This is a genomic window from Streptomyces sp. 2131.1 (assembly GCF_900105515.1).
Classification (GTDB): Bacteria; Actinomycetota; Actinomycetes; order Streptomycetales; family Streptomycetaceae; genus Streptomyces; species Streptomyces drozdowiczii.
In genome coordinates this window covers 553,967-570,052 of sequence record NZ_FNSY01000001.1, presented here as the reverse complement: position 1 = coordinate 570,052, position 16,086 = coordinate 553,967, and the positions used below count along the sequence as shown (strand labels likewise).

The 16,086-nt window shown below is 72.1% G+C and carries 13 protein-coding genes and 2 pseudogenes; 7 read left to right on the top strand and 8 right to left on the bottom strand.

What is annotated here, in order from left to right:
- Positions 1–169: 169 nt before the first annotated feature.
- Positions 170–2,399: pseudogene (locus BLW14_RS02805) on the top strand (N-acetylmuramoyl-L-alanine amidase).
- A gap of 214 nt (positions 2,400–2,613) precedes the next feature.
- Here BLW14_RS02805 and BLW14_RS02800 read toward each other — a convergent pair.
- Complete coding sequence (locus tag BLW14_RS02800) at positions 2,614–3,387, bottom strand: glycosyltransferase family 2 protein (RefSeq protein ID WP_093703945.1); 774 nt, start codon at positions 3,385–3,387, stop codon at positions 2,614–2,616.
- 154 nt (positions 3,388–3,541) lie between these two features.
- Between BLW14_RS02800 and BLW14_RS02795 the strand changes: the two are divergent.
- The 4 genes and pseudogenes from BLW14_RS02795 to BLW14_RS02780 all read left to right on the top strand — a co-directional run bounded on the left by BLW14_RS02795 (position 3,542) and on the right by BLW14_RS02780 (position 5,731).
- Positions 3,542–3,983, top strand: a pseudogene (locus BLW14_RS02795) (DUF6228 family protein).
- Positions 3,984–4,262: 279 nt separating this feature from the next.
- The gene (panD, locus tag BLW14_RS02790) at positions 4,263–4,688 is read left to right on the top strand and encodes an aspartate 1-decarboxylase (RefSeq protein WP_093703943.1); all 426 of its coding nucleotides are present in this window, start codon (positions 4,263–4,265) and stop codon (positions 4,686–4,688) included.
- Between the two features lie 31 nt (positions 4,689–4,719).
- The gene (locus tag BLW14_RS02785; RefSeq protein ID WP_093703941.1) at positions 4,720–5,073 is read left to right on the top strand and encodes a GNAT family N-acetyltransferase; all 354 of its coding nucleotides are present in this window, start codon (positions 4,720–4,722) and stop codon (positions 5,071–5,073) included.
- A gap of 19 nt (positions 5,074–5,092) precedes the next feature.
- Positions 5,093–5,731, top strand: a complete 639-nt coding sequence (locus BLW14_RS02780; RefSeq protein ID WP_093703939.1) for an aspartate/glutamate racemase family protein — start codon at positions 5,093–5,095, stop codon at positions 5,729–5,731.
- A gap of 358 nt (positions 5,732–6,089) precedes the next feature.
- Here BLW14_RS02780 and BLW14_RS02770 read toward each other — a convergent pair whose 3' ends face one another.
- The 7 genes from BLW14_RS02770 to BLW14_RS02740 form a co-directional block, all read right to left on the bottom strand.
- Positions 6,090–6,524: a hypothetical protein gene (locus BLW14_RS02770; protein ID WP_093703935.1), complete on the bottom strand. Its 435-nt coding sequence runs from the start codon at positions 6,522–6,524 to the stop codon at positions 6,090–6,092.
- Positions 6,525–6,526: 2 nt separating this feature from the next.
- Positions 6,527–7,003, bottom strand: a complete 477-nt coding sequence (locus BLW14_RS02765) for a MarR family winged helix-turn-helix transcriptional regulator (RefSeq protein WP_093703933.1) — start codon at positions 7,001–7,003, stop codon at positions 6,527–6,529.
- Between the two features lie 77 nt (positions 7,004–7,080).
- Entirely contained in the window at positions 7,081–8,457 is a 1,377-nt protein-coding gene (locus tag BLW14_RS02760; RefSeq protein WP_093703931.1) for a type III PLP-dependent enzyme domain-containing protein, read from the bottom strand.
- A 120-nt stretch (positions 8,458–8,577) separates the two neighbouring features.
- Positions 8,578–10,194, bottom strand: coding sequence for a PucR family transcriptional regulator (locus BLW14_RS02755; RefSeq protein WP_093703929.1), 1,617 nt, complete (start codon positions 10,192–10,194; stop codon positions 8,578–8,580).
- 49 nt (positions 10,195–10,243) lie between these two features.
- A complete protein-coding gene (locus tag BLW14_RS02750; protein WP_018523033.1) occupies positions 10,244–10,984 on the bottom strand; it encodes an MgtC/SapB family protein in 741 nt (246 codons plus the stop codon).
- A 149-nt stretch (positions 10,985–11,133) separates the two neighbouring features.
- Positions 11,134–12,243 (bottom strand): lytic polysaccharide monooxygenase, encoded by a 1,110-nt coding sequence (locus BLW14_RS02745; protein ID WP_093703927.1) that lies wholly within the window; start codon positions 12,241–12,243, stop codon positions 11,134–11,136.
- A 315-nt stretch (positions 12,244–12,558) separates the two neighbouring features.
- Complete coding sequence (locus BLW14_RS02740) at positions 12,559–13,581, bottom strand: LacI family DNA-binding transcriptional regulator (protein WP_093703925.1); 1,023 nt, start codon at positions 13,579–13,581, stop codon at positions 12,559–12,561.
- Positions 13,582–13,823: 242 nt separating this feature from the next.
- Between BLW14_RS02740 and BLW14_RS02735 the strand changes: the two genes are divergently transcribed.
- Positions 13,824–15,212: a cellulase family glycosylhydrolase gene (locus BLW14_RS02735; protein WP_093703923.1), complete on the top strand. Its 1,389-nt coding sequence runs from the start codon at positions 13,824–13,826 to the stop codon at positions 15,210–15,212.
- A gap of 271 nt (positions 15,213–15,483) precedes the next feature.
- Positions 15,484–16,065 carry a TetR/AcrR family transcriptional regulator gene (locus BLW14_RS02730; protein ID WP_093703921.1) on the top strand — a complete coding sequence of 194 codons (582 nt, stop codon included), beginning with the start codon at positions 15,484–15,486 and terminating at the stop codon, positions 16,063–16,065.
- Positions 16,066–16,086: the final 21 nt, after the last annotated feature.

Genomic DNA, 16,086 nt, shown 5'->3' with positions numbered 1-16,086 from the left:
CGCCTTTGTGTGGAAGTTGTGGTTGTCGGTGGTTTTCCGTGTACTTTCCGGTGAGCCTGTGTGCCCGGTGAAGCCGGTGCAGGTGTAACCGGCCGGTTGACGGAACTAGGGGTGGGGCTGCGTGAAGCGGCATCGGATATGGGGCACGGCCGCGGCCGTGGTAACCGGGTTGACCGGCGCGCTGATCCTCCAGGGGGCGACAGGTGGCGCTGACGGGACTCCCGGGGCCGACGCGAAACAGGAGCCGGTCAAGGCCAAGGCGTACTCCCAGCAGTTGCTGACCAGCGAGGACGGGAACGCCGCGTCACTGGGCCGTCATGACGCGGAGCCGTTCAGCATGCTGGGCATGACGTGGACGGACCCGGGCGCGCGCGTCACGGGCAAGGTCGAGGTCCGTACCCGCGACATCGGGACCGGGCAGTGGTCACCGTGGCTGCGGCTGGACGGCGACAGCGGCCAGGGGGAGCGCGGCGCGGCCCGGGGTGGCACGGAGCCGGCATGGGTCGGCCCCTCCGACGCGGTCGAGGCCCGGGTGAACGCGGGTGGACGGACGTCGGCCGGACTGCCCGCCGGGCTGCGTCTGGACATGGTCGATCCCGGTGCGGGCAAGGTGAATGCCATGGAGCCCGCCGGGTTCGCCGTGGAGGAGAGTGGCGAGCCGACGCCCTCCGCCTCGGACTCCGCCGGCCAAGGACAGGACGCCACGGCGGAGCCGGATGCTTCCTTGAGCCAGGAGCCGCCCGTCCAGCCGTCCGCCAGTGAACCGCCGGCCGAATACACTACGCCACCCTCTGCGCCGACCACCTCTCCCGCCCCGTCCGTGACGGCGAGCGCGAGCCCGACCGCAACCGCCCCGGCGACTCCGTCGCCCACCGTTCCCGGTCCTCCTCCCATCACTGCGCGCGCCGGCTGGGGAGCCGATGAGTCGATCAGCCCCGAGGCGCCGGGCTATCTCCCGGGAGGCAAGGTCAAGGCGGTAGTGGTGCACCACACCGCGGAATCCAACACCTACACCTGCGCGCAGGCACCGGCGGTGGTCCGGGGCATCTACGCCTACCACGTCAAACAGCTGGGCTGGAAAGACGTCGGATACAACTTCCTCGTCGACAAGTGCGGCACCATCTACGAAGGCCGCAAGGGTGGCGTGGACAAGCCTGTCCAGGGCGCCCACGCCTACGGCTTCAACGCCGAGACCACGGGCATTTCGGTCCTCGGCACGTACACCGACGCCGCCCCCTCCGAAGCCGCGATGACCTCTGTCGCGCGGATCGCCGCATGGAAACTCGGCCAGTACGGTGTGAACCCGTCGGGCACCACCACGCTGACCGCCGGAGACGCCGGCACCAACTACTTCCGCAAGAGCTGGGCCAAGGGTGCGAAGCTCTCCTTCCCCGTCATCCACGGCCACCGCGACGGCTACAACACCCAGTGCCCCGGCGACGCGTTCCACAGCCGGCTGGCCACCATCCGGACCTGGGCGGCGGGCCCCGTTTCAGGGCTCACGGTCAAGTCCGTCACCGGCGCCGGTCTGTCGGCGACGAAGTACTACACCAAGTCCGACATCACCGTGAACTGGTCGACCAGCACGCCGGCCGCGCTCATCAAGCAGAACGAACTGCTCGTCGACGGCAAGCCCGTCGCGACCACCGCCGGCACAGCCACCTCGGCGAAGGCGAAACTCGGCATCGGGACCCACACCGTGGCCGTCCGGGCCACTCACATCTCAGGTAGGACAACGACCAGCGCGGCCGCGACCGTGATCGCAGAGAAGACCCCTCCCTCCTTCACCACCAAGCCTTCGCCGGCCTTGAGCACGGGCACGGTCAGCACCACAGCAGTGCCGGTGAAGCTGAGCTGGAAGGCGGTCGACGGCGCGGCACTGAGGGAGGTCCGCCTGACCGCACCAGTGGCCAGGACGTACGGGGCCGGCCACGACCGGTGCCTCGCACACCGCCCCCTCGGCCAAGGCCGGCGCCTGGAACATGACGGCCTACGACTACGCGGGCAACACCGCCTCGGCGTCGGTCACCGCCACACCGGTGATCCTCCAGGAGACCGCAGCCACCAAGTCCGGCGCCTGGACGACAAAGTCCTCCTCCAGCTACCTGGGCGGCAAGTCGTACTCCAGCGCATCCAAGAAGGCCTCACTGACGTGGACCTTCACCGGCCGCTCAACAGCGTGGATCGTCTCCCGCGCCGCCACCTCCGGCCAGGCGTACGTCCACGTCGACGGCACCAAGGCCGCCACCATCGACCTCAGGTCCTCCACCACCAAGTACCGTCAAGCCCTCTGGACCAAAACCTGGAGCAAGAGTGCCAAGCACACAGTGAAGGTTGTCGTCGTCGGCACGACCGGCCGTCCGGCCATCACCACCGACGGACTCGTCTACATCAAGTAGGCGTGGCCTGCCGCCCGGGCTGCCTCGGAGTTGACACGGTCGGGAAACGCTCCACGGCGGTCAGGAGATCCTCCCGGTTGCCGACCGGCGCCCGGCTTCACTCCAGCACCTTCTGCGCGCAGGGGCCGACGACGGCCCCGCGGCGTACCCGGGGTGGGGCTCGGCCAAGCCCGTCCGGAACGGTCGGGCGTACGACTCCTCGGGACCGTACGCGTCAGATGCGTGAGTTGCGCAACGACTGCCACGCCGCGCCGGCCAGTGCGCGCGTCGCCCTCGGAACGGACAGGTGCTCGTGCTCGCGGTACAGGGACCAGTTGTACTTGACCAGCGACATCTTGTTGGAGGACAACGACGCCGCCTGCCCGGCCCGGTACACCGCAAGTGGCTCGGCCAGGCCGCGGGCGTTCGCACCGTCGCGCATGATCGACAGCCACAGCGCGTAGTCCTGGCGCTTGCGCATCTCGGGCATGAGCCTGGTGCCCAGGACGGTGCGGTCGTACATGGCGGTGAGGGCGCCGATGTAGTCCCGGCGGAGCATCGCGCGGTAGTCCACATGTGCCCGCGCGCGGATCACCCGTCCGTTGGGCACCCAGTCGGCGCTCTCGCCGTCGTGGTCGGCGTCCATCTTGAAGTAGCTGGTGAACGTCAGCGGGGCGGTGCCCTCCTTGGCGAAGGCGAGCTGCTTCTCTGTCTTCTCCGGCAGCCACATGTCGTCGGAGTCGAGGAACGCCACGTAGTCCCCGCGGGCGCGCTCGATCGCGAGATTGCGGGCCCGGCCCGCACCACCGCGTTCGGGCGCCGTCCGCGGCAGCACGCGCTCGTCCTGCTCGGCGAATTCGCGCAGCAGATCCATCGAGCCGTCGGTGGACTGGTCGTCGGTGACCAGCAGCTCTACGTCGCTGTGCGTCTGCGTGAGCACCGATCGGACGGCTGTGCCGAGGGTGGCTGCCGAGTTGTAAACGGGCATCACGACGGACACCAGGGGCACGGCACATCTCCTTGCGCGATCAGGAATGACGGTTCATTGAAGCATCGCACCCAGCAGGAGCTGACACGCGGACAGTCGTCGCCGGTCAGGCCCCGAGGCCGGGCTCACGCCGAGGCAGGGCGGCACAGCCCAACCGGTCTTCTGATCTGATGGCGTGATCGACTACGACGAGTGCGGCCGCCCCGTGGTCCTGGTGGGGAACTCCGAGCCCGCACCACTCCTGCTCTCGGAGCCGACCCGGCGGTACGAGGACGAGCCGGCACTCGACTTCCTCGTCAGGGCCCGCGGGCCCTGGGGAAGCGTCGAGACCTCGGTGGAGACGTGGGGCGGCGACGGTCTCGACACCTTCCTCGCCTCAATTGCCGAGGACTTCCGGGGCTGGGAAGGAGCGCGTACGTGGCACTCCCTCTGCTACGACCTGACTCTCTCGGCGGAACACCACCCCAGCGGTCACGTCCGACTGTCCTGGGGGATACGTGACCGGGCCCCCCTCGGAGGAATGGCGGTTCGAGGCCGCCACGTGGCACGCGGCGGGGGAGGACATGCGCAACCTCGCCGCCGAAATCCGCACGTTCATCGCGAACCCCGCGGAGTAGCCGACCGATCCCGGACACCTGTCCTCCGGGGTGACGACCGTCACGAAGGTTCCCGAACGGGTGCTGCGTAAGATTGCCTGGGCGTCGTGGCGGGCTGCGGGTGAGTGGGCGGACCCTCCGGCGGTGCCTGACGGCCCGTGAGGAAAGTCGATGAGCGATCAGCCCGAGTCCTGAAAAATCTGGGGAACTCCACCTGGAAACGCGACTCGCTGTAGGCTGGAAAGTCAGCCCTTGACCTGCAAAAACGCAGGCAGGGAGCCTAGAACCAGGAGTGTCTCGATGCTGCGCACCATGTTCAAGTCCAAGATTCACCGTGCCACCGTCACCCAGGCCGACCTGCACTACGTGGGTTCCGTCACCGTCGACGCCGAGCTCATGGAGGCCGCGGACCTGCTGCCCGGTGAGCTGGTGCACATCGTGGACATCGACAACGGGTCCCGGCTGGAGACGTACGTCATCGAGGGCGAGCGCGGTTCCGGGGTGATCGGGATCAACGGCGCCGCCGCCCACCTCGTGCACCCGGGTGACCTGGTCATCCTCATCAGCTACGCCCAGGTCGAGGATGCCGAGGCGCGGGCCCTCGTGCCGCGTATCGTGCACGTCGACGCGGACAACCGCATCGTCGCACTCGGTGCCGACGCCTCCGCGCCCGTGCCGGGCAGTGACACCGAGCGCAGCCCGCACGCGGTGCCCGCGGCGCGCTGAGGCGGCTCGTCCAGCTAGGGAGCAAGACGCCATGGCAGAGCAGACCGGGCCCGACATCCGTGACGACCGGGCGGCGGGCAGGCTGTCCGCGTACGAGGGCGGCGAGGCCGTCGGCGTCGTCGCGTACTTCGTGATGGACGGTGAGCCCGCCGGGCTCGTCGCCGTCCACACCGTCGTCGAGCCCGGACACGAGGGCAAGGGCATCGGGGGCGCCCTGGTCGGGGAGTTCTACGCCATGGCGGGGCGCGAGGGCGTGCCCGTCGTGCCGTTGTGCCCGTACGCCGCCAAGTGGGCCTCGCGCCACCCCGACGAGGCCCCCGGGGTGCCGGACGAACTGGTGGAGCGCGCGAAGACGCAGCTCGCCACGCACCCCGAGCTGTACTGAACCGGAAGGACGGGCCTCCGTGACGCTCGCACTGCTCCACACCTCGCCGGTGCACGTCCCGGTCTTCGACGCCCTGCGCGACGCCGACCACCCGGGGACCGTCCTGCGGCATGTCGTACGCGAGGAACTGCTGGCCGGGGCCGCGGCCCTCGGGCCCGACGCGGTGGCGGACGAGGTGGAGGCGCTGGTCGCGGAGCTCGCCGCCGAAGGGGCGGGCGCCGTGCTCTGCACCTGTTCGACGATCGGGGCGGTGGCCGAGTCCGCCGGAGTCGCGGTCGGTGTCCCGGTCCTGCGCGTCGACCGGCCCATGGCGGCGGCGGCCGTACGCGCCGGACGGGTCACGGTCCTCGCCACCCTCGCCTCCACCCTGGCGCCGACCCGCGCCCTGCTCACCGAGGAGGCGGCCGCGGCGGGCCTGCCCGGGGCGGATGTGCGCACCGTCCTGGTGGAGGGTGCCTGGGAGCGCTTCGTCGCCGATGACCAGGGCGGCAGCCTCGATCTCGTCGCCGCCGCGGCCGACGCGGTGACCGACGCGGACGTCATCGTGCTCGCCCAGGGCTCCATGGCGGGCGCGGCCGACCGTACGACCACCGACATCCCGGTGCTGTCCAGCCCGCGACCCGGGCTGGCCGCCGCCGTGGCGGCCTCGGAGGGCTGAGCCGGACGGGTCGGGTCCGTGGCCCGTGCGCAGCACTCTTCCGCATTCGTACGTATGGGCTCGCCGGGCGCGGGCAGCCGCTCCGGGAGACGGTGGAAAGAGAGATCCACCCCGAATGTTCGGAGGCCCGAGATGACTCATCCGTTCCCCGACCCCGTCCCGCCGGCGCCCACCCCGGGGCCGCTGCCGGAGCCGACGCCCCCGGCGCCGACCCCGCCGGCACCCACGCCGCCGGCACCCACGCCGCCGGCGCCGGGCCCCGCGCCCGACCCGATTCCGCAGCCGCCGTCCCCGAACCCCGACCCGGTGCCGCCGCCGGAGCCCGAGCCGTCGCCGGTCGGCTGACCCGGGCGGCCGGTCAGCCGGCGGCCAGCATCGCGTCGGCCCGAGCGGTCACCTCGGTCAGCACCCGCCCTGCCGCGGCCAGGTCCTCGGCCGGCAGGTCCCCGTACAGCTCGGCGGCTATGTCGGCGACGCCCGCCTTGTACGCCTGGACCAGCGCGTCGCCCGCAGGGGTGAGCGCCAGCAGGTCCCCGGGCCGCTCCTCCAGCAGTCCGGCGGAGGTCAGCGCCACGACGGTGGCTTCCGCCGCCGCGAGGCCGAGCTTCACCGCGCCGGTCAGGCGCGCGATCAGCGCGCGGCGCCCGACGGTGCCGCCCGCGCCCTCGGCGGCGTTGAGGGCCAGAGCCTGGTGGAAGGTGGTGCCCTCGGGCAGGAGCCGTTCGGCCACGGCGCGGGTGGCGTAGTGGGCCATGCCGATGACCTGGCCGTTGACAGCGGGGGCGGTAGCCATGATTACTCCTCGCGGGATGCGGTGACGGGGGGAACGGGCACGTCGAGCAGAGCCGTCAGTGCCTCGGTGAACGCCTCGGTACCGGCGCCGCCGATACCGCCCAGCGGCGCGAGCAGCCCGTCGATGAGTTCCCGGACCACCTCGACCGCGCGGCCGGCCGCCGCGCGGCCCTCCCCGGTCAGCGACAGCAGGACCGCCCTGCTGTCCGCCGGGTCGGTGGTCCGTTCGACGAGCCCCGCCGTCTCCAGGGCGCGGGCCAGCTTCGAGACGTAGAGCGCTTCGAGTCCGGTGTGGTCGGCCAGCACCCGCTGGCTCGGCCGCATCCCCGCATGCTCCATGCCCTGAAGGGAAGCGACGAGCGAATACTGCGCGTGCGTCAGGCCGAGCGGGGCCAGGGCCCTGTCGATGGCCACCCGCCATTTCATGGACAGGCGCCAGACCAGGAAACCCGGGGTCGCGCCCTCGATCGCGTTGCTCATGGCGAATACCGTACATGGCTACTATGTCCATGGCTAGTAAATTCCCGGAGCCAATGGGCGGTTCGTATCCGGCTGCCTCAGTCCCGCAGATTCAGCAGCGCATCGGCGTGCGCGAGGCCGCTTTCGGCGGCGACGGAATCCAGCGACTGGGCGTCGCGCACCGGCGCGAACCGCACCACGGGCTCCGCACGCCCGCCCGTACCGGCGATGCCGAAGCCGTACACCGCCGGGCGCGGCAGGCTGTTGTACGACCACGGCGTGGAGAAGTAGTACGCCCCCGTGTCGTACAGCACCACGTAGTCGCCCGCCCGGAGCTCGGGCAGTTCCCGGGCGTGCGCGACCACGTCACCGGCGAAGCAGCACGGGCCCGCGACGTCCTGGACCACCACGGGCCCGTCCTTCGGCCGCCCCTCCGCGTCGAAGGCGCCGACCCGCAGCGGCCAGGCGTCGGGCATGAAGACGGTACGGGTGGCGGTCTGCGCGCCCGCGTGGGTCAGCGCGATGCGGCGGCCGCCCGCCTCCTTCGTGTACTCGACCAGCGCGCCGATGAAGCCGTTCTTCGCCAGCAGGGACCGGCCGAACTCGGTGACCAGCTCGTACCGCCCGTCGAAGAGCCCGGGCACAGCGGCCCGCAGCGCCTCGGCATACGCGGCGAAGGTGGGGCGCACCTCGTCGTCGTCGAAGTTCACCGGGAGGCCGCCGCCGATGTCGAGCCCGGTGACCTGCCGGCGGCCCAGCGTCTCGTTGATCTCCTCGGCCAGCGCGTACGTTTCGGCGATCCCGGCCGCGATCAGCTCCAACGAGCAGCCCTGCGAGCCGACATGGGCGTGCAGCCGGGTCAGCCAGGGGTGCGCGGCGAAGGTCTTCACGACCTGTTCGCGCGCGCCGGGGTCGCGCAGCGCCACGCCGAACTTCGACGTGGCGGTGGCCGTGCTCATCGCGCCGATGGAGCCGCCGCCGACCTGCGGGTTGACCCGGAGCCCGATGGCGGACACCGCGTCCGCCGGGCGCAGCGAGGCGATCCGGTCCACCTCGTCGAGGTTGTCGGCGTTGATCGCCACACCCACGGCCAGCGCACGACGGATCTCGTCACGCGTCTTGGCGGGGGAGTCGAGCACGATCTTCGAGGGCGCGAACCCGGCGTCCAGCGCGAGCCGCAGCTCACCGGGGCTCGCGACCTCGCAGCCCATCCCGCACCGGGCGAGCAGCCGCAGCACGGGGACGAGCGAGGACGCCTTCGCGGCGAACGTGTGCAGCACGGCCGGCACCCCGGGGAACGCCTCGTGCAGGGCGGCGACCGAGGCGCGTACGCCGTCCGTGTCGATGAAACCGGCGACCGGGCTGGACTCGCCCAGCAGGCCGGCGGCCACGGCGTGGCGGACCACCGCCGCGACACGCGCGGAGGCCGGCGGGCTGGAGGGGGACAGGGCGGAGGACGGCGAAGAGAGGCTCATGGAGCCAGATTCGGTGATGGGTGCCCCCAGGTCTCTGTCCGGGCGGCCAAGGACGGTGCGCTCGCTTGTCGGACCGGCCAAGCCTTGGACGGACCCGGAACCGTACGGACAGACGGCAACCTACCCGCTGAGCCGGACGGCGAGCGTGACCAGCAGTCTGGTGTCGGGATCGTCCAGATCCACGCCGAACCGCTCCCGGGCGCGCCGCAGCCGGTAGCGCAGCGTGTTGGGGTGGACGACCAGCCGGGCGGCCGCCCGCGCCACATCGCCCGACGCGTCCAGGTAGGCCGCCAGCGACCTGACCAGCTCCCCGCCCGCCGCCAGATCTACGCGGACCAGCTCGTGCACGGGCCCGTTCCCCGACTCCCAGACCGGCCGGGCCGCGTCCAGGACCCGGGCGACGTCCAGCGAGGGGCCGACGCCCGCCGCGTCCGCCGACCGCTGGGCGCCACCCGCCCCCGCCCGCTCGCGCAGCACCCGCACGATGAGCTGGGCCTCGTCGTACGACTCCCGCACCCCCTGCGCCCCGGCGACCACCGGACCGGCGCCCGCCAGCACCCCGGCGGCGCCGCCCTGGCCCGCCAGCTCCCGGGCCAGCGCCGCCGGTCCGTGTTCCGCGCCGGAGTCCACGGGCAGCAGCACCAGGAGTCGGTCCCCGTCGCGCAGGACCCGCGCGGACGGGCGGTACGTCGCCGCCTGGAGCGCCGGTACGTCGAGGGAGCGGCCGCCCGGGGAGGACGCGGAGCTGAGGGGCTCGGCCACCACCACCGCGCAGGCCGCGTCCGGGGACAGGCCGAGCGACCAGGCGTGCGTGCGGGCGTCCCCGTCCCCGTACAGCAGTCCGCGCAGCGCGACCTCGCTGCGGCGGGCGGCGCCGCTCTCGCGCAGCCGGTGCCGCACCAGGAGGGGAGCGGCGACCTCGGCGGCCCGGCGCAGGGCGTCCGGCGCGTCCGTGCGCAGGGGGCGTCCGTCGCCGGCCACCCAGATCGAGCCGAGGACCTCCGGGCCGCTGCGGACCGCGATGATCAGGCGCTCGGGCCCCTCGGCGTCGGCCGCGCGGTGGATCACGTCCCGGGAAGTCCACAGCGCCCGGAGCAGCCCGCTGCGCCGCAGCTCGGCGACCCGCCACTCCGGGACCCGGCCGCCCAGGATGGTGGAGCGGCGCAGCACGTCGGCGTCAGGGCCGGTCGCGGAGTGGGCCAGGACCCGCAGGCGGGTGTCCTCGATGGTGATCGAACCGCCGGTGTACTCGGCGACGGCCGCCGCGAGGGCGCTCAGGCTCTCCGGCCCCCCGGCAGCCATCCGCCCCGCCGTCCCGTCCTCGGCCCCGGCCCGTGCGCAGGCCAGCGCGGAGCGCAGCAGCGCGGCGGTGTCCGTCCAGTCGGCCCACTCCGCGCGGGTGAGCAGGGCGACGCCCGCCTCCTCCGCGGCGGCGGTCACCTGCGGCGCGGCGGCCACCCCCTCCACGGCGCGCAGCACCACGCCGGACGCGCCCCGGCGCGCGGCTTCGCGGACCGGGGCGGCGGCCTCGGGCGACGAGGCGGGCGCCCCGGTCACCAGGACCAGGCAGCCGTCCAGCGGCCGGGCCGGGCCCTCCTCGCCCACGGCCACACCGCGTACGCCGACGTCACGGCCGGCGGGCGCGAGGAGCAGCCGCAGGCTCCCGCCGTCGTCGAAGGCGAGGAGTTCGCGCAGCGCGACGGAGGGCTCCGGCGGGAGGGACGCACGGCTTGTCATGGCAGCCGAGCATACGAGCGCCCCGGGGAGGCGTGTCCGGATCCGCCCGTCACTCGTCGGCGAGGTCGCTGCGGCTGCACGCCAGCACCCCCGCCGTGCCCGCCAGCCGTGCCGTCAGCGCGTCGGGATCGCCCCGGCCCTGCACGCTCAGCGCGACCTCGACGGTCCGCTCGGCGTCCTCCGGCGCGCGCCGCCGCCGGTACCGGCCCGAGCCGGAGAGCGTGGTCAGCTCGGAGACGGCGAACCCGGTCTCCGTACAGTGGTTGACCAGTTCCCGCAGCGCACCGACGCCCTCCGTGTACGTGATGCGGTAGCCGATCGAGGCGTTGCGCAGGGTGGGGAGCCGGTGGGCGAGGGGGCGTACCCCGTACGACACCAGGAAGTACGCGAGCGTGGCCAGCGTCGCGAGCACGGGGAGTCCCGCACCGGCCGCGCAGCCCACGGCGGCGGTCAGCCAGATCGAGGCGGCGGTGGTGAGGCCCCGCACGGAGCCCCGGTGGACGAAAATGACGCCGCCGCCGATGAAGCCGAGGCCGGAGACGATCTGGGCCGCGACCCGGGACGGGTCCAGCTCCACCTGACCGGTGACCACGACATCGGAGAAGCCGAACTTGCTGACCAGCGTGAAGAGCGCGGCGCCGAGCCCGACGATCGTGTACGTGCGCAGCCCGGCCGCCTTCTGGCGGATCTCGCGCTCGATCCCGATCGCGCACGACAGGACGAACGCGATGCCGAACTGCGCGGCGTGCGTCCAGTTCTGACCGAACGGTTCGTTGATGTCGAGTGCCACGGAGCCTCCGGGCCCGGCGGGCCTGTCCGGCGGATCATGATCGGACGGACTCCACCGTACCCGGCTCTCCGGGTCCCGGCCGCAAGCGGCACGGCGGCGGCTCCCGGACCGCCCGGGAACCGCCGCCGACCTGATCCGCCGGACGCGCCCTAGTGGACGCAGCCGATCGAACCGACGGGGAAGTTGTTGCCGGTGGAGGTCGCGGTGAACCCGAAGGTCACGCTGCCGTCCGGCGGGATCGTACGGTTGTAGTCGGCGTTCTTGACCGTCAGCGTGCCGTCGGACCCGGTGCTCAGCACCCCGCTCCACACGCTGCTGACCGTGGTGCCCGCGCCGGGCTTCCAGTTCACGGACCAGCCGTCGAGCGCCGTCGTGTTGTGGTTCATGACCTCGACGGAGCCCTGGAAGCCGCCGCTCCAGGAGTTGGTCACGCTGTAGACGGCCATGCAGCCGGTGTGCGGGTCGGTGGGGTCGGTCGGATCGGGCGTCGGGTCCGTGGGGTCCGGGGTCGGGTCGGTCGGGTCCGGCGTCGGGGTGGTGGAGCCGCGCATGCCGGTCACTTCGCCGTGGCCGCCGTCGAAGACGATGTCGGAGCAGGAGAAGAAGTTCTCCTGGCTGTCCGAGCGCACCCACTGGATGAACATGACCGCGTCACCCGAGCGGCCCGAGGGCAGCGTCAGGTCCCAGTAGTAGTGACCGCCGTCGGTGCCCGGCGAACCCACGGCGGGCGGGTTGGTGACCGTCTGCACCAACTCCAGGTCGTCCCAGCCCAGCTCGGACGTGGGGGAGTACCCCGGCTTGGACACGTACACCCGGAACGAACCCGGGTGCGCGGCCCAGTTGCTGTGGTCGACCTCGATCGTGGCACCCGAGGTCAGGTGCGTACGGGGCCAGTCGCCGCGCGGCGCGTTGTAGCCGGTGAAGTCGTACGGGGAACGGTCGCCTGCGCTGCACAGCGTGCCGTCCGGGACGTAACCCTGGCCCCGGCCGCCCGCGTTGGAGTCGAGCACGGCGAACCAGTTGTACAGCGACGTCGCGCCGCTCTCCGCCAGGGCGGCCTTGCACGCCGGGTTGGTCGGGTCGAGGGCGCCCGTGCTGGTCTTGGCGTCCAGGTAACAGAGGTACGTGCGCGATCCCGGCGACATCGTGACGCCGTGGGCCTGCGCGCTGCCCTGGCCCAGCAGGGTGAAGGCGATGCCGCCGAGTAGCGTCGCCAACACCGCCGCCAGGGAGGCGAGTTGTGTCCTTCGTCGTGCCATGGTCTCTCCTTCTGCGTGCGGGGGCGGTCGTCGTGCGGGACGTGCGTCAGGAGGTCGCACCGCGGTGGGTTCGCACCGGCGGTGACGAGGCGGATCGCCCTCCGGGCCCGGGCGGTGGGGGACGTGGGGGTGGGCGGGCCGCGGAGGGGGCGCTGCATGGGAGCGCTCCCATGCATTCGTTGGTAGGGGACTGTAGGGGATTCGCCGTGTCCCTGACAACCCGCCGGACGTCATCGGCCGAAAGGCGCCGCCGGCGGATGGCCGCGGTGCGACCGGGCGCGCCCGCGGCGCCGCGCCGCCCGCCGGCGCCCCGCGTCAGCCCGACCCGCGCACCATCAGCCGCGTCCGCAGGATCACGTGGTGCCAGGCCACCTTCGGGCTGCTCATCTCCTCCAGCAGCAGCCGCACCATCGCCCGGCCGATCTCCTCCATCGGCTGGCGGACCGTCGTCAGCGGCGGTTCGGTCTGCTCGGCCAGTTCGAAGTCGTCGAAGCCGACCACCGCCACGTCCTTCGGTACCCGGCGCCCCGCCGTGTGCAGCGCGGCCAGCGCACCGGCGGCCATGCTGTCCGACGCGGCGAACACCGCGTCGACCTCCGGGTGCCGCTCGATCAGGCCGGTCATCGCGCGCCGCCCGCTGGCCTCGGTGAAGTCGCCCTGCGCGACCAGGGACGGCAGCTCCGCGAACCCCGCCTCGCGCAGGGCCTCCCGGTAGCCGCGCAGCCGGCACTGGGCGACGTACATCTCCGGCGGCCCGGTGATCGCGGCGATGGTCGTCCGGCCGCCGCGCACCAGATGGCCCACCGCCTCCCGCGCTCCGCCAACGTTGTCGGCGTCCACGTACGTGACCCGCTCGTCGCCCGAGCGCCGGCCGAGCAGCACCGTGGGCACCCCGGCGTCGGCGAGCATGTCGGGCAGCCGGTCCTCGGCGCTCACCGACATCAGCAGCACCCCGTCGACCCGGCCGCCGCGCACGTACTCCAGCAGCCGTTGCCGTTCGCTGTCCGTCCGGACGAGGGTGAGCAGCAGTTGTACGCCGCGCTCGTCCAGGGCGTCCCCGACCGCGCTCACGATCTCCGAGAAGAACGGCTCCCCGAACAGCCGCCAGTCGGTCTTCGTCATCACCAGGGCGACGGCGCCCGCCCGTTGCCCGGCCAGGGAGCGTGCGGCCAGGTTGGGCACGTAGCCCAGTTCGTCGATGGCGCGCTGCACTGCGCGGCGGGTGGACTCCCTGACGCCCGAGGCGTTGTTGATGACGCGGGAGACCGTGCCCCGCCCCACCCCGGCGAGCGCGGCGACCTCTTCCAGCGTCGGCGTGCCGGAACTCCTGTTCAGCATGGACCACCCCCAAGAGCCCCCGATCCTACGGCCCGGAGGGGGGACGGCTGAGTGATTGCGACGATCGGCGGCCGGTATCGGCCCGGGCATCTGGGAGCGCTCCCAACTTTATTTGTGCATGACAGCGTCGGATCCCTATGCGCGAAGGTCCGGCGGCGTGTACGGTCCTGGGCCGATGGGTTCTGGGAGCGCTCCCATTCGCAAGTTCCTCAGTTGTTCCCCTTCGAACGAGGAGAAATGCTGTGAAACGCTTCTTGGCTCTGCTGGCGACCGGCGCCACGGTCATGGGCCTCACGGTCCTGGCCGGCCACCCGGCGGCCGCGGCCACCGGATGCAAGGTGGAGTACACCGTCGCGAGTCAGTGGGAGGGCGGCTTCCAGGGTGGCGTCAAGGTCACCAACCTGGGCGACCCCGTGAACGGCTGGCAGCTCAAGTTCACCCTGCCGGGCTCCGGTCAGAAGGTCGTCCAGGGCTGGAACGCCACATGGTCGCAGTCCGGTTCCACGGTCTCGGCCGCCGGCATCGACTGGAACAAGAACCTGGCCACCGGCGGCACGGCCGACCTTGGCTTCGTCGGCTCGTTCACCGGCTCCAACCCGCAGCCCACGGGCTTCACCCTGAACGGTGTCGCGTGCACGGGCTCCGTCGGCGGCGGGGGAGACGACGACGATCCGCCGCCCGCCACGGGCGACGGCACCCCGGTGGGGACCAACGGCCAGCTCCACGTGTGCGGCACGAACCTGTGCAACCAGTACAACCGCCCCATCCAGCTGCGCGGCATGAGCACGCACGGCCTCCAGTGGTTCAGCCAGTGCTACAACAACGCTTCCCTGGACGCCCTGGCGAACGACTGGAAGGCGGACCTGCTGCGCACCGCCATGTATGTCCAGGAGGACGGCTACGAGACCGACCCGGCGGGCTTCACCAACAAGGTCAACGGCCTCGTCGACATGGCCGAGGCCCGCGGCATGTACGCCCTGATCGACTTCCACACCCTCACGCCGGGCGACCCCAACTACAACCTGCAGCGCGCCAAGACGTTCTTCGCCTCCGTCGCCGCGCGCAACGCCGCGAAGAAGAACGTCATCTACGAGATCGCCAACGAACCCAACGGCGTGAGCTGGGCCGGCATCAAGAGCTACGCCGAGCAGGTCATCCCGGTGATCCGCGCGGCCGACCCGGACGCGGTCGTCATCGTCGGCACCCGCGGCTGGTCCTCCCTCGGTGTCTCGGACGGGTCGAACGAGAGCGAGGTCGTCAACAGCCCCGTCAATGCCACCAACATCATGTACGCGTTCCACTTCTACGCTGCCAGTCACAAGGACAACTACCGTGCGACGGTGAGCCGGGCCGCCTCGCAACTCCCGCTCTTCGTGACGGAGTTCGGTACGGTCAGTGCCACCGGTGGCGGCGCGCTGGACCGTTCGAGCACCACCGCCTGGCTGGACCTGCTCGACCAGCTGAAGATCAGCTACGCCAACTGGACCTACTCCGACGCCAACGAGAGCAGTGCCGCGTTCAAGCCCGGCACCTGTGACGGCGGCGACTACAGCAGCAGCGGTGTCCTCACCGAGTCGGGCGCGCTGCTCAAGGCCCGGATCAGCACCCCGGACAACTTCCCCACCGGCTGAGCCGTGAGATGTGGGGGCTCCGGTATGCCGGGGCCCCCGCAGTCATGCCCGGACACGGCCGAACCTTGACACTCCGTCGACAGCGGCGCGACACTGGGAGCGTCATGGGAGAGCGCTCTCCCGAGCGATCCCGGTCACCGCGTCGACCCACTCCCCGCTGTCGGCGCGGTACGGAAGGCCGCGGTGGTCACGGCTCTCCGTGACCACCGCGGGCTCCTGTGTATATTCGGCAAAGCTAAGGGTCCTAGGAAACGCACAGGCGGGGGTGGGGATGGTTCGCGCGGGGCTCACGACCGATCGGGTCGTGGTGGCTGCGGCCGATCTGGCGGACACGGCCGGCTTCGACAAGGTCACCATCTCCGCACTGGCCCGGGGCTTCGGCGTCAAGGACGCCAGCCTCTACTCCCACGTCAAGAACCTGGGCGACCTGCGGACCCGCATCGCGCTGCTGGCCGCCGAGGAGTTCATCGACCGCATCGAGGCGGCGGTCGCCGGCCGGGCGGGCAAGGACGCGCTGGTCGCGTTCGCCGACGCGTACCGCACCTTCGCGCTGGAGCACCCGGGCCGTTACGCGGCCACCCAGTACCGCGTCGACCCCGCGATCGTCGCCGAGGCGCCGGCGTACCACCGCACCCTCCGCACCACCTCGGCGATGCTGCGCGCGTACGGCCTGACCGAACCCGACCTGACGGACGCGGTGCGCCTGCTGCGCAGCACCTTCCACGGCTTCACCGCCCTGGAGGGCGACGGCGGCTTCGAGGCGCCGCGGCCCGTGCAGAAGTCCTGGGAGCGCGCGGTGGAGGGGCTGCACTTCCTGCTGTCGAACTGGGCGCGGGCGACCGAGGGGGCGTAGGGCCTCTCCGGCTGATCACGT

What these genes read in the sequence shown, in the direction of transcription:
- panD (WP_093703943.1), top strand. Translation starts at nt 4,263, where the DNA reads ATGCTGCGCACCATGTTCAAGTCCAAGATTCACCGTGCCACCGTCACC.
- BLW14_RS02785 (WP_093703941.1), top strand. Translation starts at nt 4,720, where the DNA reads ATGGCAGAGCAGACCGGGCCCGACATCCGTGACGACCGGGCGGCGGGC.
- BLW14_RS02770 (WP_093703935.1), bottom strand. Translation starts at nt 6,524, where the DNA reads ATGGCTACCGCCCCCGCTGTCAACGGCCAGGTCATCGGCATGGCCCAC.
- BLW14_RS02765 (WP_093703933.1), bottom strand. Translation starts at nt 7,003, where the DNA reads ATGAGCAACGCGATCGAGGGCGCGACCCCGGGTTTCCTGGTCTGGCGC.
- BLW14_RS02760 (WP_093703931.1), bottom strand. Translation starts at nt 8,457, where the DNA reads ATGAGCCTCTCTTCGCCGTCCTCCGCCCTGTCCCCCTCCAGCCCGCCG.
- BLW14_RS02755 (WP_093703929.1), bottom strand. Translation starts at nt 10,194, where the DNA reads ATGACAAGCCGTGCGTCCCTCCCGCCGGAGCCCTCCGTCGCGCTGCGC.
- BLW14_RS02745 (WP_093703927.1), bottom strand. Translation starts at nt 12,243, where the DNA reads ATGGCACGACGAAGGACACAACTCGCCTCCCTGGCGGCGGTGTTGGCG.
- BLW14_RS02740 (WP_093703925.1), bottom strand. Translation starts at nt 13,581, where the DNA reads ATGCTGAACAGGAGTTCCGGCACGCCGACGCTGGAAGAGGTCGCCGCG.
- BLW14_RS02730 (WP_093703921.1), top strand. Translation starts at nt 15,484, where the DNA reads ATGGTTCGCGCGGGGCTCACGACCGATCGGGTCGTGGTGGCTGCGGCC.